Annotated in this window: 1 protein-coding gene; it reads right to left on the bottom strand. The window is 68.7% G+C overall.

All coding sequences use genetic code 11. The features are described 5' to 3' along the window. Nucleotides 1-28: 28 nt before the first annotated feature. Complete coding sequence (locus AQJ11_RS41405) at nt 29-19,543, bottom strand: hypothetical protein (protein ID WP_059266874.1); 19,515 nt, start codon at nt 19,541-19,543, stop codon at nt 29-31. Nucleotides 19,544-19,605: the final 62 nt, after the last annotated feature.

Genomic DNA, 19,605 nt, shown 5'->3' with positions numbered 1-19,605 from the left:
GCGCGGACAATCCGGTCTCCTGCTTTCCTTAACGAGTTCCCCGGGGCATGGGGCCACCGAGTGCTCTGTACATTCTTTCGATGTCAGGGGGCAGTTGTTTGCCCTCTACCAAAGCTGTGAACGCTTCGGCGACGAACTCGGCCGGATTGGCTCCGGCGTAGCCCTCTGCTGCGCCCTGGGAGCTCACCGGTGTGCGAAGTGCCCTCTGCTTGTGCGAGTCGTCTTTCCACCCTGCATTCAGTGTCGTGTAATAGAGGAGCGGGTTGCTCTGCCTCGCTATTTGATGGCCGAACTCGTGAATTATGAAGCGGGATTTTATGTGGGAAGGCAGTGCTACGAAGAACTTGTTCCCGTCTGCGGAGTATGCTACGTCATTCTCGTTCCTGCCCGGAATTGTACCCGTTTTCGTTACGCTGCCGTCGAGGTTGATCGTGAACTGCCTGTTCGCGTACGGGGATATCACGATTTCGAGCTCGGTTGCGGGCAGGTCAAACAGATCGTGTATCGCCGAAATTGCTTCATTGAATGCCTCGACGACCTTCCGGAATGACCTTTCATTTTTGTGATACGTGATGCGGGCGGTCACCCCGTGGGAAAGTTTGTAATGTGAATCTCTGTACATCTGGTGGGGGCCGAAAGGATGGGGTGGCAGCTCATTCTTCTTGATGTCTCTGAAGTAGGTTTGCAGTTCGGGGTGCATCTGGAGGTGGTAGGCCTTGGTGGCCTCCAAGTTCGCACCGGGCACTGCCTGCACCCCACCCATTGCCTGGTAGAGCGTGGTCTGCTCCCACCCTCGGTTTTCAGCTGCTCTGAAATTCTCCAGCGCCAGGTTGAGGTCGCCCTCGAATCCTCTGCCATCGAACCTGCTCTGTGCGATGGTCGACATATGTTCGCGGGCGCTCCTGGAGATCGCGACATAGTCGGTGAAGTGCGGCACGCCGGACGTGTCTTGAGGCGTGTGGCCATGGAACGGGGTCGCACGCCCTGTCTGTGGAGAAGGCGCATGGCCGCCGTGAGGCTGTGCGTGCAGTGTGCCCTGCGCGTGCGTCTGCGTGGGGGCGTGCTGTTGCCGGCCCCCATGCCACGTCGGGCCCATGTGCATCCCCTGGAGCGGGCCTACGAGGCTGTTGACGCTGACCTGGCTCGGGTTGCGGCGGTGGCCTGTGGCCGGCGCGCCCGTCGGGTGATGCTGGACAGTGCCGTAAGGGCTTTGCTGATACGGGTGAGGCGCGGTGTCAGGACGGGCCGCCGAAGACGACCGGCGTCGGGACGGGCCGGCGGCGTACTGTCCAGCCGCGGACGGCGGCCGCTCCGGCGTCGGGCCGGTCCAGGGCATCTGGTGCCCGGTGTACTGCGGGTGGAGCGTGCCTTCGGCGAGAGGCAGGCTGTCCTTCTGCGCACCACCACGGGAAACCGAACGCCGGAACGTGTCTCCGATGCGGCCGAGGATTCCGCGAGTCTTCGAGCGGCCCCGCTCCGATTGGCTCGCCACTGACACCTGGCTGCGGTGGCTCTCGCGGGTGTCCGAGCGCTCCATCCTGTACCCGATGTCGAGGTGCCCTGCCGAGCTGTTCCGGCTCTGGTGCTGGTACACAGGTCCCGAGGGCATCTGGTTCTGCGTGTGCTGACCCAGACGATCCCGCAAGCTTTTCACGGCACTGGTGTACCGGTTGTGGGTCCGCCCGGAGAGTGAATTCAAGTACGTATCGATACTGTGATGGACGGCGTCGAGGGACCCTCGGTTGTATACCCAGGCCTGCAGATCGTCGTGAACGCGGGCGAAGTTCCTGTTCTTCCGTGCTTCTGGCGGAGTGTTCGAGAGCCATTTTGTGAAATAGGCGTCGGGCGCCGCCGCGGCATGCTGTGTGCCGATGGTTCCGGGATGCGTTCCGTGGCCCGGCCGTGCCGAACCCTCCCCGGAGTCTTGGGCAATGGGCGCGCGCTGGGAGATGTCCCCTGTCTTGCGTTTCAGCAGTGGCATACCGCCGCCGAGCCCCGGCCCCTCGTACGGCTGCACCTCGGGCAGGGGTTCGCCGTTCGTGACCTCGAACCAGTGCGCCTCCGCCTCGGACAAGGCGTGGCCGGCCCACACGTACGTGTCATACGCCTGCGCCAGGCGCACGTCGTCGTCGACGCCGCCCACGCCTTGCCCGACCTGTTCCCGTATTCCCTCCAGCACCGACTCGGCACGTGCCAGATCAAGCCGCGCAGACGTGAGCGCCGCGCCCGCGTCGATCACCGCCCCTTCGTCCCGGGTGTCGTCCTCCCCGTCGTGGGCACGTTCCTTGCCCTTGCCCGTCGGGGTCCGGGTCTGCTCGCCGCCGCCCTCGGCCAGCCCGGTCCCGCCGGTATCGGCGGCGGTCTCGCGGACATAAGGCGACGTGAGGATGGAGAAGACCGAGTCGACGATCGCCGGGGCGGTCGTCTCGCCGGAGGGCGGAGCGCTGTCAGCGGGTGTGCGGGATCCTTCCGCGTGAGGCTGCTCGCGCGGGTCGGGAGAGAGACCGCCGCTACCGAGTTCCTGTGTCAGCGGCTGCTGGTGCCGATCCTCGTCGACGGAGTCGTCCAGACCGGTGGTCTCGGAGCGACGCGGCTGTTCCGGGGCGTCGACGGTGAGGGGCGCGCGATCGGCGAAGGTGCCGACCACCAGGTCCCGGACCTGGACAGTCGTGGCGTCCATGACGGCGATGTGCTGGTCCGGCCCCACGACGGCGTCCACCATCAGCCCCGCGGAGGCACCCGGCCGCTGCTCGCCCGGCTCGTGGAAACTGCGTTCGGCGCCTTCGGGAGTGGTGGAGAACGCCACGAACGCGGTCGAGTCGACATCGCTGTGCCGGGGGAAGCCCTCCTGGCCGGCGGGGAGCAGGTTCACCGGCTCACCCTCGTATCCCGCCCGGGGTGCGGTCAGGGGCTCTACGCGATGGAGGACCAGTCCGCCGTTGAGGAACCTGGTGACCAGCCGTGCCACGTCGGGGCCGACCGTCCCGCCACTGATCTGGCTGTCGCTGATGTACACGGTTCCGCCGTCGGTGGTCTCGAAACGGTGGAAACCTCCCTCGCCGATCATCGGCTGGATCGCGTCGCCGAGGAGCACGCCTTCGCTCACCGGCGCGGGCCGGGTGCCGACTGTGTCGTCACCGAGGCCGTCGGCCGTGAGTGGGCGCGGGTCTTCCGTGTGCGTGCGTTCGCCGAGGTCTTCCTCGTCCCCGGGGCCGCCGTGTCCGCCGTCGTCGGTGGTGTCCGTGAGCGGGTCGGCCGTCCGTAGGGTGTTCCGGAACTGTTGCCGCACCCAGCCGGGGAAGCGGGCGCCGAGTTCCTCCGGGTCGTGGCCGGTGGCACGGAGGAACTCCGCGGCAGTGGTGAGTTCCTGGTCGTGCCGGTCCAAGGCGGTGCCGGCCTGGTGGGCGCCGACGACCACGCCGAGGTCGTCGCGCGGGGCGCCGTAGCGCTCGTCCCGGGCGATCTGGAGGGCGTGTTGTGCGCGTACGTACTGCGACCAGGCGTCCAGTCGGGTGGCGGGCTGCTCGGGGGAGGCCGGCTGCCAGTCGGGCAGACGGGTGCCGTGCTGGTCCAGTTCCAGTTCCGTGGCCCAGTGCCGGGGGTCGATGCCGAGGGCGTGCAGGAGGCTCTCGCCGTCGGCGGCGGATTCGTCGTCGAGGAGGAGGTCGTCCGCGTCGCGTGCGATCTCGTCGGGGAACCGTCCGTCCTGGGCGACGTGTTCGCGCAGTTCATTCTCCGTCAGCGGTGCGAGCCGCCGGTAGCGGCTCCAGCTGTCGTCGTAGCGGAAGCCGTAGCGGTGTCCGTGGACCGAGTCCCAGTACGCGGCGGAACGCAGGAGTTCGTGCAGCGAGTGGTGGCCCAGGACGAGGCTGTGTCCCAGCAGGCCCAGCCGCAGCCCGTCGAGATCGAAGTTCTGGCCGGTGTGTACCTGGAGCCGCCAGGCCATCTCCAGCAGCAGCGCCATCGAACCGGAGGTACCCGTGGCGACGAGAGCTCCGGTGCCCTGTCCCTCCGTGTGCAACGGCGCCTCCACCGGGAGATGACTGGTGTCGGCGGCCCTGAACCAGCGCAGGTATTCCCGGCCCGACGCGTCGGACCTGACCGCCAGCGCGCGTTCGGCCTCGCTCAACGGAGGCACGACGTCTTCCGGGCGCAGCCGCGGCGGGTCGTCGCCGTCGCGGTCGCGCCGCCAGGAACGCTCGTGCTGGATCTCGGGGAAGTCGGCGTAGCCGGGCAGCGGGATGTGCGACCGCAGAGCCTGGGCGTTGGACGCGTTGAAGAGCATGGTGGCCAGTTCCCGGACGTTGCCGGAACGGATCACTTCCCGTAGGACCCCCACGTCTCTTCCGACGCTGCCGGCCATGCTTCGTGAGGTCGATCCCAGCAGGGGAAGCCGGTCGGGGTTGTGTTCTTCAAGGACTTCCCAGACGGCCTTCGCCACCTCGCGGAGCGACCGCAGCGCCCTGGGGTGCTGGACCAGATGGCGACCGAGGTTGTTCTCGAACTCCGCGGACGCTTCCGCGTACCGGATGGCGGCCAGATCCGTGGCCGCCTGCACCGGATTCGGGGAGAGGGCACCCGTCTGCGGGGCGGAATGCTCGGGAGGTTCGTATCCCCAGAAGGCGATGAGGGACTGTTCGATCTGGTGGGCCATTTCGTCCGCGGAGTGCCGGCCGTCGAAAATCCTCGCCGCGTCCCGCAGGATCGCGGGCGGGAACCCCTGCTCCAGCAGGAGCCTGGGCAGCACGACCCTGACGTTGATCCATTCGTTGCCGGCCGTGAACGGGTGGATCACCGTGAGCGCGCGCACCGTACGGGCGATGGTGCTCAGAATCGCGTGGTCGTCACCGCTGTCCAGCGTGTCGAGGGTCCTGTAGTGCCGGCTGAATATGGCATCGACCAGAGCGGGGGCTTCGCGGACGCCGTACGCGTTGTGCATGACCGCGTCCCCTTGCGGGGAGCTGCTGACGATGGTGAGGGGAGGGTTCTGCTCGTCGGGAAGATCGCTCCTGCCGTCCCTGGCCACGACGAGCTTCCGCCCCAGGAACTGTTCGTCGAAGAGTTCCGTGCTGAGGTTCGTCGAACCTGTGCGGAAGGCGGACCGGGAATCGCCCGACCACCGGGTCGCGCCGCCCATGTGCTTCGTGAGGATCTTGTGGAGACGCTCGTATCCTCGCGCGTCCATGTGCTGCGTGAGGGCGGACGTGTCGTCCAGCGCCTCTCGGTACACCTCGGTGATGCCCCGCAGATAGCCGGGGTGCCTGTGTTCGTAGTACGCCCCGGGATCGCCGCCGGTGGTCGCGTCGTTCTGTGCGGCATGCGTCGCGGCACCGTGGTCGCTCCGGTCGATGAAGAACGTCCACCACTCCTTCTCCGGGGCGAAGTCGGAGAGTGTGTCCAGTGCCTGCTCGGTGTCCGGTGTTTCGTCCTCGGTCCGTGCCGGTTCGGGGGAGGGGGCGGTGGGGGGAACCGGGTGACCGGTCCGGCCGTCATCCGCCTCGCGTCCGGCGGGTTCCGAGGACGGACGGACGGCGGGGCCGAGTCGTTCCTCCAGGAGGCTGTCGAGGCGTTCAGCGATGGTTTCTACAGAGAAGCTGCCTTGGAAGAGGACGTGGAAATCCTCGTGGTAGACGGGTGGATAGCCGTGTTGGAGGAGGAGTTTGGGAAGGACGAGGCGGATGTTGAGGCGGCTGTTGGCATCGGTGAAGGGGTGGATCACCATCAGGGCGCGGATGGCTCGGGCGATGGCTTTGAGGTGGGCGGTCCGATTGTCCCCGACCCCGGAGATTTCCTGGTAGTACCGGTCGTAGATGGCGTCGACCAGCCGTGGTGCCTTGGCGGGTGCGTGGTTCGTGTTGAGTACGCCGAAGCCCTTGGCGTACGTGGTGATGGGCTCGCTGTCGAGGTCGGGTGCGTAGGGTGCGACCAGCCGCTGGCCCAGCAGTTCCTCTTCGAGGATGTCAGGACTCAGGTCGGCGTACCGGACGATCCGGCCCCTGTCGTCGCGCGTCTCGTTCCGCAACGGGAAGCTGGTTTTGTTCTCGGACCACTTGAACTTGCCCTGGATGCCACCGGTGAGGATGCCGTGGATCCTGCGGTGTTCGGTCGCGTCCATGCGCTTGGCGAGGGATTCCCGGTCGTCCAGGACTTCGCGGTAGGCGCGGATCATGTTCTTCTGGTAGCCGGGGGAGCCCTTGATGGCGGGGGTGCCCGCGTCGAAGTACAGGCCGGGGTCCCTGTGGAGTTCCGGCCGGTAGCCCGCGTGCTTCACCGCGTCGTTGTGCACGGACGGGTCGATGTAGAGCCGCCACCAGTCCTTCTCCGGCATGTGCTCGGACAGCAGCGTCGGCTTCGTGTCTCCGGGGACGTCGGAGGGCGATTGCTGCTCGTCGCCGGACATGGCCCTGGCGATCGCGTGGGCGATCTCCGCTGCGGTGTGGTCACCGTGGAACATGGTGTGCAGTTCCACTGATGTGACGGGCATGAACCCTTGCTCAAGCAGCAGTTTGGGCAGGATCACATTTTCGTTGAGGGTGTCGGGTTCCTGGGCGGGACGGAGAACGGTGAGTGCGCGGGTGGTGCGGGCGATGGTCGTCAGGACTCCCATCTCGTCCGCCGGGTCGGTGGCCGCGACTTCCTGGTAGTGCCGGGTGAAGACCGCGTCGATCAGGCGCGGGACCTCGTCGCGTCGGTAGTTGGCGACGAGGAAGGTTCCCTTCTCGCCGCTGACGACCCGTACGAGGGAGTCGTCCGTCTCACGCGAGGCGGGGTCCGCGTTCCTGGTGATCAGTGGCCGGCCCAGCAGCGTCTCTTCCAGGAGGTCGGAGCTCACGTGGCCCGACGCGGGGGCGGGGCGGTCCCAGCCCTGCTGCGACCACGGGATCCGGTCGTCGCTGTCAAGTCCCGTGACGAGGGTGTACAGCCGGGCGTACTGCCCGGAGTCCAGGGGCGTGGCCATGGCCTGGGGATCGTCGAGGATCGTGTGGTAGATCTCCAGCATCCGCTGCTTGTGGCCGGGCGAGTACCTCTCGTAGTAGTCGCCCGGATTGCCCCGGTGGCCGGCGTCGCTCCACTCCTTCTCCACCGTCGCGTGATGCGACGCGGGAACGTAGATCTCCCACCAGTTCCGCTCGGCGACCCTCTCCGACAGGAGCGCCGCGCCCCCCGGTTCCTCACCGGTGTCCGACGACACCGGTGAGGCGGCCTCAGCGGCCCCGTTGTCCTGCTGCTGCGCACCGTGCGGGGGTGCGGCCGGATGCGCTGTAGCCGCCTCGTCCGGGTCCGGTTCTTCGCGGAGGGTGTCGGCGCCGACGTGGCCCGGACGAGCACCGCCGGCCGTCCGGACGGGAAGACCGGTGGTTTCCACAGCGATGATCTGGTCGGCCTTCTCGCGGGTGGTCATGCGCTGCCATACGGCCTGGCCGAAGTGTGCCGCCGCCTGTCGCAGGGACTCCTCGAAGGCGCTGTCGGAGACATCACCGTGCCGGATGCCGCGCTTGGCCGCGTACTCCATTGTCAGATCGGTACGCGGATCCAGAGAACCACGCGTCGCGGGTCCGGTCGTGACGTCTGCCGCGGCCGGTGTGTCGTTGAGGGTGAGGTGGGTTTTGATGACGCCCTTGAGTATCTGGTAGCCGCTGGCGTCCTGGGCGTGCACACGCAGGGGGCGGTTGACTTCGAAGTCCTGCGGGGTCTGCTCCAGGATCTTGTAGGAGCCGTGTTCCGCGAGCCCGTCGAACACCTCCAGTTCGAGCACGTCACCGAGAACGGAACCCTTGCCGGCGAGCGCGGTCTCCGCGTCGAGGGAGAGCGTGGCCGCGTTGTTGCCCCACTCGATGCGCTTGCTGGAGTTGTAGTACCAGTCGCGGGGATGGAGCAGCCAGCTACGCGGGGCCTGGATCGAGTCCATGACCCCATCGAGGCGGTGGGCAAAGGCCTGCTGGTGCATGGCCAGGGCTTTGACCCTGCCGTCGAAACCCCGTTCGGCCAGGTAGGCGCCCAGGTAGTGCTGTGCGGCGAACAACGAACGGCCGCTCTGGGTGTAGTCGATCAGCAGGATGTCCTTGCCCGCTTCGAGATGCGGTCGGACGAACTCGTCGAAGTGCGCGGCGAGCATCCGGCGCTGATCGTCGCTGAGCGGCGGACGGTTCTTGAAAGCGTCCCGGAAGATCGACCGTTCGCCGTCCGCCGGAGCAGGGCGGAAGTTGGACAGCGGAATCGACTGGGCCGGGTGGCCGGTCGCCTGGAGGGCGGCGATGATCGCCGCGGGGCTGCGGCCCAGCCCCAGGTAGAAGTGCCCCTCGGGCGGATATTCTGTCGTGATCAGGGCCGACGTCTCGACGACGGCGTCGATCACGGTGTCCTGACTTTCCTGAAGCTGCCGGTAGGCGGCCAGCCTCAGGTCCCTGAGCAACTGCCCCGCGTCGTGCTCCTGGTAGACGACCTCGCCGTCGCGGACTGCGTACAGGTGGTCGTCGACCACGTCGCGTACCGGGCCCGGGGGAACGTACAGCCCCGCTTCCTTCAGCCAGTCCCTGACCCTCCTGGGTGTCAGACCGGCCTTTTGGCCGTCGAGCACACGGAAGACACTCGTCGAAGGCTCGTACGGACGCCACGAGAACGTGGTCATGGAACTACCGTCGGAGCGGGTGGACCGGCTGGGCACCAGCCGCTCGCTCGGGATTCTCCACGGCACTGCCTCGGCACCGGAAGACGTCCCGGTCGTGGCCGGCCGGGTACTGCCGGTAGGCACCTGCGCGGGCCCTGCCCCGTCGCCGGGCGTGGGCCTGGACGACGTGGCCGTCGCCGACGCATCCGACGGAGCGGGGTCGCCGCCCTCCACCGGTTGTCCGGGACCGGCGCCGGGAGCCTTGGGCGCCGCCGGGGGGAGGTCCAGCTCGGCGCGCCGGACACGGGCGTGACGGTCGGCCAGGTCGGCGGCCGTCACGGGGTCGTTCCGGTGCTGGGCCAGGATGCCGGCCACCTCGGTCAGCACCGAGTAGGCAGCGGGGTGAGTGTCGGCCAGCCCCCCGCCGATCCGTGGCGGCATGTCGATCACGGAACCGACGATCCCGGACGCCCGCGCGACGACATGGCGGTACGAGTCGCCCAGTTGCTCCTGCAACCGCTCGTGAGCCTGGTCCGCCTGTTCCGGCGACAGCAACCGCACACCGTCGTCCATCTCCGGCGCCTCGGACGGGACCTGACGGCCCTTGCCCTTGTCCGCCGACCGCGTGTCCGGTCCCTGCCGGGTGCCCTCTGCGATCGGGTCCGGTTCACCGGACGGCGAGTGTGTCTCCCGCACCTGCCCGTGGAGCCAGGCCGAGAAGCGCCCGTCGAGTTCTCCGGGGTCATGTCCCGTGCCGCGCAACGCCTCCTCGGCGGAGGCGAGTCGCCGGGTGTGTTCCTCCACCTGTGCGGTCGCTTGTCGCCATTCCCGCTCGCCGTGGCCGTCCGAGCCGGCCTCGGTGACGGTGTCCTGTCCGGGCGGACGCAGCAGGTTCTGCTGTTCGACGGCGATGTCCAGGGCGTTCTGTGCCCGGAGGTACTGCGACCAGGCGTCCAGACGCGTCGCCGGCATGTCGGCGGACTCCGGTCGCCATCCGGGCAGAGGGATGCCGTGCCCGTCGCGTTCGAGTTCGGCGGCCCACCGCAGGGGGTCGATCCCGAGCGCGTGGAGGATCGTCCTGCCGTCGGCGACGGACGACTCGTCGAGACGAGGGTCGCGTACGCCCAGGGCGATCTCGTCGGGGAACAGCCCGTTCTCGGCGACGTGCTCGCGCAGTTCGGTCTCGGTCAGCGGCGCCAGACGCCGGTACCGGTTCCACGCGTTCTCGTACCGGAGCCCGAGATGACCGTTGTGCGCCTTGTCCCAGATCTCCGCTGATCGCATCAGCTCATGCAGCGTGTGATGGCCCGCCTGAAGGTTGTGGCCGATCAGTCCCAGCCGAACCTCGTCCAGGTCGAAGCTCTGGCCGGTCACTTCCTGGAGACGCCACACCGTCTCCAGGACCAGCGCGAGGGAACCGGAGGTGCCGGTGGCGACCAGGGCTCCGGTGCCCTGCCCCGCCTGGTGCAAAGGGCTGTCCAGCGGGAGCTGCTGCCTGTCACTGGCCGCCGACCACAGCAGGTACTCCCTCCCGGCGGGATCGGTCCGCACCGACATCGCCCGCTCGGCCTCGCTGAGCGGGGGCACCACGTCCTCGGGACGCGTCGGCGGCCGTTGGCCGAAGAGGGGCTGCCGCCAGACGCGTTCTTCCTTGATCTCCGGGAAGTCGGCGTAGCCGGGTGCCTTGATGAAGGAGCCCAGAGCCGAATGGGAGGTGGCGTTGTAGAGCAGGGTGGACAGTTCGCGGAGGTTGCCGGAACCGACCACCTTTCGCAGGGTCTCGACATCGACTCCGACCCCGCCGACCGCGGAGTCGGAAAGCGAGCCCAGCATGTGGAGTTTGCCCGGATCGTTCTCCTGGAGGACATCCCATACCGCCTGGGCGACCTTCCGGGTCGCTTCCAGTGCCTGGGGGCGCTCCATCAGGTATCGACCGAGCCGCTTTTCGAACGAGGCCGCCGCCCTGGCGTACTCGATGGCAGCCAGGTCGCTTTCCGGTGCCGGATCGTCGGCTACGTCCTCGTGTGTGGCCAGCTCCCGGTCCAGTTTGAATGCCGGACCGCCGAGTTTCTCCGTGATGAGGCCGTCGATGATGTCGGTGATCTGGTCCAGTGAATATCCACCCTGGAAGATCTGGTGGAAGGCGGACGAATATACGGGTGGCAAGCCGTTTTCGAGCAGGAGTTTGGGCAGGATCAGGCGCATGTTGAGCCTGCTGTTGGCGTCGGTGAACGCGTGGATCACCATGAGGGTGCGGACGGCGCGTCCGATGGCGGTGACGACCGCGCGCCGGTCACCGGGAGCCGCTTTGCCGACTTCCTCGTAGTAGCGGTCGTAGACGGCGTCGACCAGGCGGGGTGCGCCGCCTTCCTCGTGCCTGGTCAGCATGAGACCGCTGGTGAAGGATGTGATCGGCTGTTCGCCGTGGACGTTGTAGTTCTTGGCCACGGGGCGGCCCAGCAGTCTCTCGGAGAGCAGGTCGGGGCTCAGTTCGACGGCTCTGCGCAGCGGGAATCCCACGCCGCCTTCCCCGGTCCATCCGAAGTTTCCCTCGACGTCCCTGGTGGCGAGTTCGTGGAGCTTCTTGTGCTCCGTCGAGTTCAACCGTCTGGCGATGAACTTCTTGTCGTCCAAGGCCACCTTGTAGGCGGCGATCATGCTCTGCTGATAGCCGGGGGAAGGCTTGTAGGTGCTGTCGGGGAGCTGCACATCGAAGTAGCGTCCGGGGTCGCGCTGAAGCTCGGGGATTTTGAGCAGGTCGCGTTTCGCCAGCCAGTGGGCGTTTCCGGTGATGTAGAAGTTCCACCAGTCTTTCTCGGGGTAGTAATCGGACAGCGTCTTGAGTTCTGGTACGGCCTTCTGGTCGGTGGGGTCGGGTTCTTCCTGTGCGTCGTAGACCTTGGTGATGGCGCGGGTGATCTCCTCGGCGCTGTGGTCACCCCTGAATATGTGTTCGATATCGGGCGAGGCGACCGGGGGAAGCCCCTGTTCGAGGAGGAGTTTGGGAAGGAGCAGGTAGTGGTCGACCGCTGCGGAGGGAGGGTCGACGGGGTTGAGGAGGGCGAGGGCCCGGACGGTGCGGGCGATCGACATGATGATCGCGTGTTCGTCCTTCCCGCCTACGCGCTCCATCTCGCGGTAATGGCGTTCGAACACCGCGTCGATCAGGGCCGGCGCCTCGTGGCCTTCGTAGCGGACCATGATGGCGGGAGTGGCCTCGTCCGACACGACGGTGAGCAGGGCATCACCGGTGTAGGGCCAGGCGTCTCCCAGGTGCCGGGTGATCAGCGGTCGGCCGAGCAGCGTCTCCGAGAAGAGATCGGAGCTCACGTAGTGGGACTCCGGAAGATCGGTGAGCCAGCCGGGACCGGACCACCCGAGCGCACCGGCCTCACGGCCCGTCACGACCTGGTGCATACGGACGTAGTCGGCTGAGTCCACCGGCTTGGCCACGGCCTGCGGATCGTTCAGGAACTCGTGGTAAGCGTTCGTCATGCGCCGCTGGTAGCCGGGGTCGGTCTGCTCGTAGTAGCCGCCGGGGTTACCGAGCATCTTGGGATCCGTCAGTGACGCGTCGGCTGCCTCGGTGAGGTCATCGGCCCTGATGTAGACGTTCCACCACTGCTCTTCATCCAGGAAATCCGAAATGGGCTGCGGTCCGAGGAACTCGTCCTCGCCGTCCCCTTCCTCGGACGCCGGCTCATGAGGCTCGTCGGGCGTGTGGGAGGTGCTGCCGGGCGGGCGGGAGGGCCCTGCGCCCGGCGTGTGGGAAGCACTGTCGTCGAGCGGGTGCGCCCCGCCGGACCTCCGCAGAGGGCTGCCCGTGACCTCCACGGCGACGATGTGCCCGGCCTTCTCCCGGGTGGTCATGCGTCGCCATTCGGCGTCGTCGAAGTGCGCCGCGGTCTTCCGCAGGGACGCGTCGAACGCGCTGTCGGAGACGTCGCCGTGGCGGATGCCGCGTTGCGCGGCGTACGCCATCTTCAGGTCGGTGAGCGGATCCAGCGGGCTGTGGGCGGGGGGTGCTTCCCGCGTGGCGTCGTCCGCCGGGGAGGAGGTCTCCTGGTGCGACCCCACGGTCTTGCTGAGGATGCCCTTGCCGAACGGCGTGGACGGCTCCCAGTCCATGTGCGCCGCGTGCGTCACCGCCATGTCGTTGCCGGTGCCGGCACCGTCCGGCTGCTGCTGGTGCGATGCGATCCAGGTTTGGTGCTGGACCCAGCGGCTGCTGTTCCAGATGTGCGGAAAGGAGGGCAGGACGCCGGTGACGAAGTCGTCGTACATCTGGGCCGGGCCGCCGTCGTACTCGTCCGGCTTCTTGCCCAGGAAGCCGTCGGCGTACCCCACGTACGCGGTGGTTGCGGCGTCGACCGCCTCAGGGTGCTGCCGCAGGGGAGCGGTGGCCGCCGTGTACTTCCGCACGACATGGCGCAGGCGGTCCGCGTCGAAGTCGGCCCGGCTCTGGCCGGCGCGCTCGTCGAGCCCCAGCTCCCGTCGGATCAGCTCCACGTCCGCGTGGCCGAAGCCGTGTTCCTTGCCGTAGGCCATGACGGGCTTGCGCCACGGGGAGTTCGGGTCGGGCGGCTGGTACGTCCCCCGCAGCTCGGGCTTCACCTCGAAGTCCTTGGAGTACCGTCCGGACGCGGTCGGCGGCTCGGAGACGACGATGCGCTCGTACCCGGGGGCGAGGCCTCCGCTGCTGGTCCGCCCGTAGCCCGCGTCGTGCCACGCCTGCATGCGGACGGAGCCGGTCGAGCCGTCGTCCTCCAGGTAGTGGACGTCGTGGCCGATCAGTGCGACGGCCTCCAGGTTTCCGGAGCGGAAGCCGACGTGCTGCACGCCGTGCCGCCGGTCCAGGTGGTCGTACAGGCGGAACTGGCCGGTGCGGGTGTCACCGCCCCAGGCGCTCAGTGCGGCGTCCTTTCCCCGCCAGAAGCCGGTGAGCTGGTGGATGTTCTCGGTGCCGAGTTCGGCCCGCATCTCCCGGACCAGCTCGTCCCACTTGCCCTCCTTGCCCTGGCCGGGGTGCGGGTCGCCGGTGATGATCACCGCCTTGTAGTCCTTCGCCAGATTCCGCAGGAGCTGCCGCGTGCCCTCGAAACTGGTGTCGTGCTCCATCCGGCTCCGCAGACCCGACCAGTTCGTGGACTTGCCGGTGAAGCGGGACCACAGCACCAGCACGTCCTTCTCGCCCTCCGGGATCCGCACCCCCCGGCCGGCCAGCCATGCGGTGATCTCGGTGTCGCGGTGGTCGTCCAGCTTCCACGCCGCGCGGATCTTCGTCCGCAGCTCATCGGAGAAGTGGCTGGCGACGTAGCCGGTGCCGTCCGTGACACCCCACAGCTCCTTCTTCCGGTACATGGCGGTGAACTTCTTGTCGATCCCCCACTGCACCTGGGCGATACGGGTCGCCTCCTGGTTCAGAGGCTTCCAGACCTTGCCCTGCTCCAGGCTCGGGAGCTCCAGCCGCCAGATGCGGTCGGGGTGGATCCCGCTCTCCAGGTAGAAGGCCTCGATGGACCGCGACTTGTCCCGGACCGGATCGTGCCCGGGAAGGCCGGGACCGGGACCGCCCGCGATGAGCACGTGCATGGTGGGCTCGTTGAGCAGCATCGCGAGGATGCCGAACTGGTCTCCGGACGCGTAACCCGGGTGCATGACCAGCGAGTTATCAGGTGCGTAGACGGGCGGTCGCAGGGTCTGGTGCACCCGTGGGTCCACGGCCGGCGCGTGAGCCGCGGACGGCCTCGGGGCAGCCTGTGCCGACGTGGATCTCCCGCCCGTCCGAGACCGGCCTGGAGCGCGGGAGGGGCCGGCCTGGCTGTTTCTCGCGGGACGGCCATGGGGTTTCGTTCGTGTGGGGCCGGCGCCGAGGCCCTTGGGCGCGGCGGGGGGCAGGTCGTGCGCGTCGCGCAGGTCGACGGTGTGCCGGTGGGCCAGGGCCGCGCCCGCGTCGGGGTCGTGCAGATGGTCGGCGAGGATGCGTACGGCGTTGGTGAGGGCCGAGTAGGCGGCGGGGCGGGTGACGGCGAGACCCCCGTCGAGGTGCGGGGGCATGTCGATGACGGAGCCGGTGATCGCGGAGGCGTCGGAGACGATCTCGCGGTAGGTGTCCTCGTCCAGCTCCGCCCGAAGCTGCTCGTGGATCGCGTCCGCCTCGTCCGGTGACAGCAGCCTGGTGCTTCCGCCCGGCGCGTCGGGCCCGGTCGCTCGGCCCTTGCCCTTGTCCACCGAACCCGGGACGGCGTCCCCCGGCTCCGGGTCCCGCACGGTCGGCACGGGGCCGGCCGCTCGCCCAGGGCCGGCCGGGGACGGCTCCCGCACAGCCGTCGACGGGGACGGGTCGTGGACGGGGGACGGAGCGGAGTCGGCCACGTGCGTGGCGGTGTCGTGCGGGGTGCCGGTCTGACCGCTGATGGTGAGGCGGGTCTTGATGAGGCCCTTCAGCGCGTGATAGCCGGTGGCGTCCTGCGCGTGCCGGACCAGCGGGCGGTTGACTTCGAAGTCCTGCGGGGTCTGCTTCAGAAGCTTGTAGGAGCCGTGTTCCGCGAGCCCGTCGAACGCCTCTTGTTTGAAAGCCTGTCCGAGCACGGGTCCATTGCCCGCGAGTGCGCTGTCCGCGCCGAGGGGGAAGCTGTCCGCGCCCTTGCCCCATGCGATGCGTTCGCTGGTGTTGTAGTACCAGTCGAGGGGGTTGCGCAGCCAACTGCGCGGGGCCCGGATCGCGTCCATCGTCGCACCGAGATTGCCGGTGTCGATGTCCTGGTGCATGGCGAGTGCCTTGACCTGACCGTCGAAACCCCGCTCTGCCAGGTAGGCCCCCAGGTAGTGCTGTGCGGCGAAGAGCGACAGGCCGGTCTGGGTGTAGTCGATGAGCACGATGTCCTTGCCCGCTTCGAGGTGCGGGCCGACGAACTCGTCGAAGTGCGCGTGGAGCATCCGCCGCTGCTCGTCGGTGAGCGGGGGATACTTCTTGAACGCGTCATGGAAGATCGACCAGTCGCCTTCTTCCGGAGCGGGCCGGAAGTCGGACAGCGGCACCGACTCGGCCCGGTGACCGGTCGCCTGGAGGGCGGCGATGATCGCGGCGGGGCTGCGGCCCAGCCCCAGATAGAAATGTCCGGAGGGCGGGTACTTCTCGGTGATCAGAGCCGACGTTTCGACGACGGCGTCGATCACGGCGTCCTGTCCGGCCAGGATCTGCGCATGAGCGGCCGCCCTCAGATCCTTCAGCAACCGCGCCGCGTCGTGCGGTTGGTAGACGACTTCGCCGTCATGAACCCCGTACAGGTGGTCGACGACCGCCTCGCGCACCGGGCCAGGCGGAACATGCACGCCCTCTTCGGTCAGCCAGTCCCGGACACCCTTGGGTGTGAGACCGGCCTTCCGGCCGTCCAGCACACGGAAGACAGAGGTCGAGGGCTCGTACGGAACGCGAACGTACTCCGTCTGCGGCAGCCCGGTAGCGGGATCGGCCATCTGCTGCCCGGTCGCCGGGTCGATCTTGGCGACGGGCACGTACCTGCCGTCCGACACCATCCACGGCCGTGACGCGGGACGGTAGGGCTCCTGAACGGCGCCGGCCCCGGCACTGGCCGCGGGTCCGTGCTCGACCGCGTTCCCGGTACCGGTTCCGGACATGGCGCCGTACGTCGACTCCGTGGCGATCGATGAGCGCAGGGGTGGCTCGCCGACACGGTGCCCCGAGGACGACGTCTCGGTCACATGCGTACTGGTCCGGCCGGGCTCGTCGGGCTCGTTCAGCCCCTGGGGACCGCCCGCGAGAACCCGCGGCGGCGCCTGATCCAGGTCCAGTCCGTCGCGCAGGCCGCGGGCGTGGTCGCCGGCCAGCCGCAGGCCCGTCCGGGGGTCGTCCTGGTGCCGGGCCAGGACGACGGCCACCTGGGTCAGGACCGAGTAGGCCGCGGGATCGGCGTCGGCCAGGCCCCTGTCCAGACTGAGCGGCGTGTCGACCACGGAGCCGGTGATCCCGGAAGCCTGGAGGACGATACGGCGGTAGACGTCGGGGTCCAGCTCCGCCCGAAGCCGCTCGTGGACCGCGTCCGCCTCGTCCGGCGACAGCAGCCTGGTGTTCTCGTCCGGCGCGCCGGGCCCGGTCTGACGGCCCTTGCCCTTGTCCGCGGGAGACGGTGTCCCCGCGCCCGTGTTCGCGCCCGTTCCGGAGACGGTGATGCCGGCGGACCGCGCCCGTTCCACGGTGTCGTCCACCTCCTGCGGGGTTCCCCGCAGCAGCTTCTGGGCGACGATCGCCACGTGCCGGTCTACGGGGGACAGGCCGCCGAAGTCGTCGGCATGCTCATTGAATTGCGTGAGCAGTCGGTCCGTGTGCTCCGGGGACCCCCCCAGCCGTACGTACGCCTCCGTCACCGCGGCCCGCAACGGGGCGGGGAGCCCGCGGTCGGCGGACGTCTTTCCCCAGAGCCGTTCGAACGACCGCAACGCGTCGGTGTCCTCGCGGTCACCGTCGCCCCGGCCGGTCGTCGTGTGCTCGGTTCCCGGGCGGGACGTCGTTCCCGTGCCGGTCGCGGAGCGCACGTCACGCTGCGGACCGCTGGTGTTCGGCGAGGCGTCGTCGTGGGCGGCGGGCCTCTGGGGCCGGGGCCCGTCCAGCGCGTCGACGGGACCGGCCGCGGCGTCCTGGCCGCGCGTGGCGTTCGCCTCCGGTGCCGGGGCCGGTGCCGGGTGCGGCGTACCGGAAGCGGGTGTGGAGCCGTCCCGTGCCGGTTCCGGGACGTCCGCTCGCCCCGTTGGCTCACCGAGGTGTCCGGGGGACTCCTGCACCGTGGCCGGGGTCTGCTGCGCGGTGGACGGGGTCTCGTGCACGGGGGGCGTCGGCTGTGACCCTGCGTTCTCCTGCTCCCGGCGTCCGGGCCCGCCGGTGCCGCCGGAGGAACTGGTGGACAGCCGCTCGGGCCCGGTCGAGCCCGGCTGCGACCCGCGGCTCTCCGGACGCGACGTACCAGCCGCCGGCCTCCCGGTGTTGTCGCTCTGGGTCTCCGGGCGGCCCTGGTCCCCTCCGGCCGTGCTCGTGGTGCTGATGCGGGGCGGGGCGGACGGGGGAGTCTGCCCCGCCGCGGGCGCACCCGGACGCTGCGCGGGAGTTCCGGCTGCCGTGCCTGTGCCCGCACCGGCCGCCGTAGCGCCCGTACCGGCGGTTGTGGTGGAGCTGGTGGGCAGCGGCGTCTGGTGGGGGGCGGGGTTGTTGAGAGCCGTCTGCGGCCCTGTCGCACCGAGGCCCTCGGGGATGTGGACGGCCGGGGCGCTGAAAGCGGGGAAACCGAGGGCGGGGGTGTTGGCGGACGGCGGTGTAAACGGGTTCGGGGTCGCCTCGCTGTACGTGGGCGGGGGTGTGAACGCCGCGTTGTGGGTCCCGCCGAGGCTGGAGTCGCCTCCGGTCGGGTACGGGGTGTACGGGGGCGGGGCTGTCAGGTCGTCGGGTGCGGCCGTGTTCAACTGCTCGGGTGACAGGAGCAGTTGGGGCATTTTGAGATTGAGGCCGAGAGAGCTCTTGATGGCGCTGTGGACGGCGCCCAGGACGGGATGTTTGGCGTGGCCGAGGACGTCGCCGCCCATCGCGCCGAACGTGGTCTCCTTGCTGGTGGTGAACTGGCCCTGCTCGATGTAGTTGACGACGGCCTCGGACAGGTTCTGGTGGGCCATGCTGAAGCCGGTGTCCAGCAGCAGGTGCGGCGGCTTCTCCTTCCACACCGACGGCATCGCCTTGGCCACCCCGTCCGACAGGGCCGTGCGCAGCGGCTCGTACGTCGCCCCGAGTTTCTCCATCGGGTCCAGCGCCGACTTCAGCGCGGCGGCCAGGTTCTTGCCGCCGACCGCGTGCGCCATGAACGCGTTCGCCCACTCCGCGCCCATCTCCCGGGCGACATCCGGACCCAGCCGGGAGCCGAAGGCCCGCTCGAACTGGTCGCCGACCGCGTGCTGGAATGCGTCCTGGGCGTCCTTGGAGACGACACTGTGGGCGAGTTCGACCCGCATCGGCACCGTCAGCTTCGCCAGTTCGGGACCGAACGTGCCGCTGAGGTCGGCCAGGTCCTTCACCAGCGGGGCGTCGGCCAGGCCGGTCCCGGTCTTCACGGCGGTCGTGGTCCCGGGCGTCACCGACCCCGACAGGTCCGAGACGGCGGACCTGGTGGGAGTCGACGGCGAGGGATGCTTGAGGGCGTTCTCGATCGACTCCTGCATCGACTTGACGGCCGCCGGCGAGAACCCCTTCGAGATCAGTTTCTTGATCGGCCCCGTCACCAGCGGCACTCCCGCGCCGATCGCACCCTGGACCGCACCCGAGAGCACCGCACTGTGCCGGTACTGGTCCCCCTGCGAGGTGTGCTCGCCGCCCAGCGCCAGGATCCACCGCGCCAGCCCGTCCAGCGCCGTCGACAGTGCCACGTTCGTCACCATCGTCATCGCCGCGTGCGTCAGGAAACGCCGCAGCGTGTTCCCGAACAGGATCTTGAACAGTTCCTTCAGCAGCGCCTGCTCGATCGCCGCCCCGATCGGGTTGAAGTCCCACATGATCAGGGTGATCGCCCACTCCACCAGGAACGCCAGCACCTGGAGAACGATCATCAGGTTCGTGTAGTCCAGCTGGTACGCGAACTCCCCGGCCCCGTCCGCAAGCTGCGCCGCCGTGTCCCGCAGCCCCGAGATGTAGTCCGCCCCGTCCCCCGACAGGAACGTCTTCATCGCATCCACGTACGCCTTGGGCCAGTCACCGTTGGCCCCCTGCGCCGTCCCGCCCGCGACCTGCGCCACCAGGTTCTGGAACTCGTCCAGGTACTTCACCAGCTCAAGGTGCGGAACCTGGACCTCGTTGCGCATCCGCTCGGACGAACCCAGGGGCACGGACATACCCGCCACGAACACCACGATCGGGTTGTACCAGGGCTCCTCAGTCACAACATCCCCACAAACGCGAACTCATCGATCGGCAACCGGCCACCGGACCGCCGAGCGTGACA

The organism is Streptomyces corchorusii (assembly GCF_001514055.1).
GTDB lineage: Bacteria > Actinomycetota > Actinomycetes > Streptomycetales > Streptomycetaceae > Streptomyces > Streptomyces olivaceoviridis.
The sequence above is the reverse complement of the archived record's forward strand: the minus strand, read 5'-3'. Positions and strand labels throughout refer to the sequence as shown.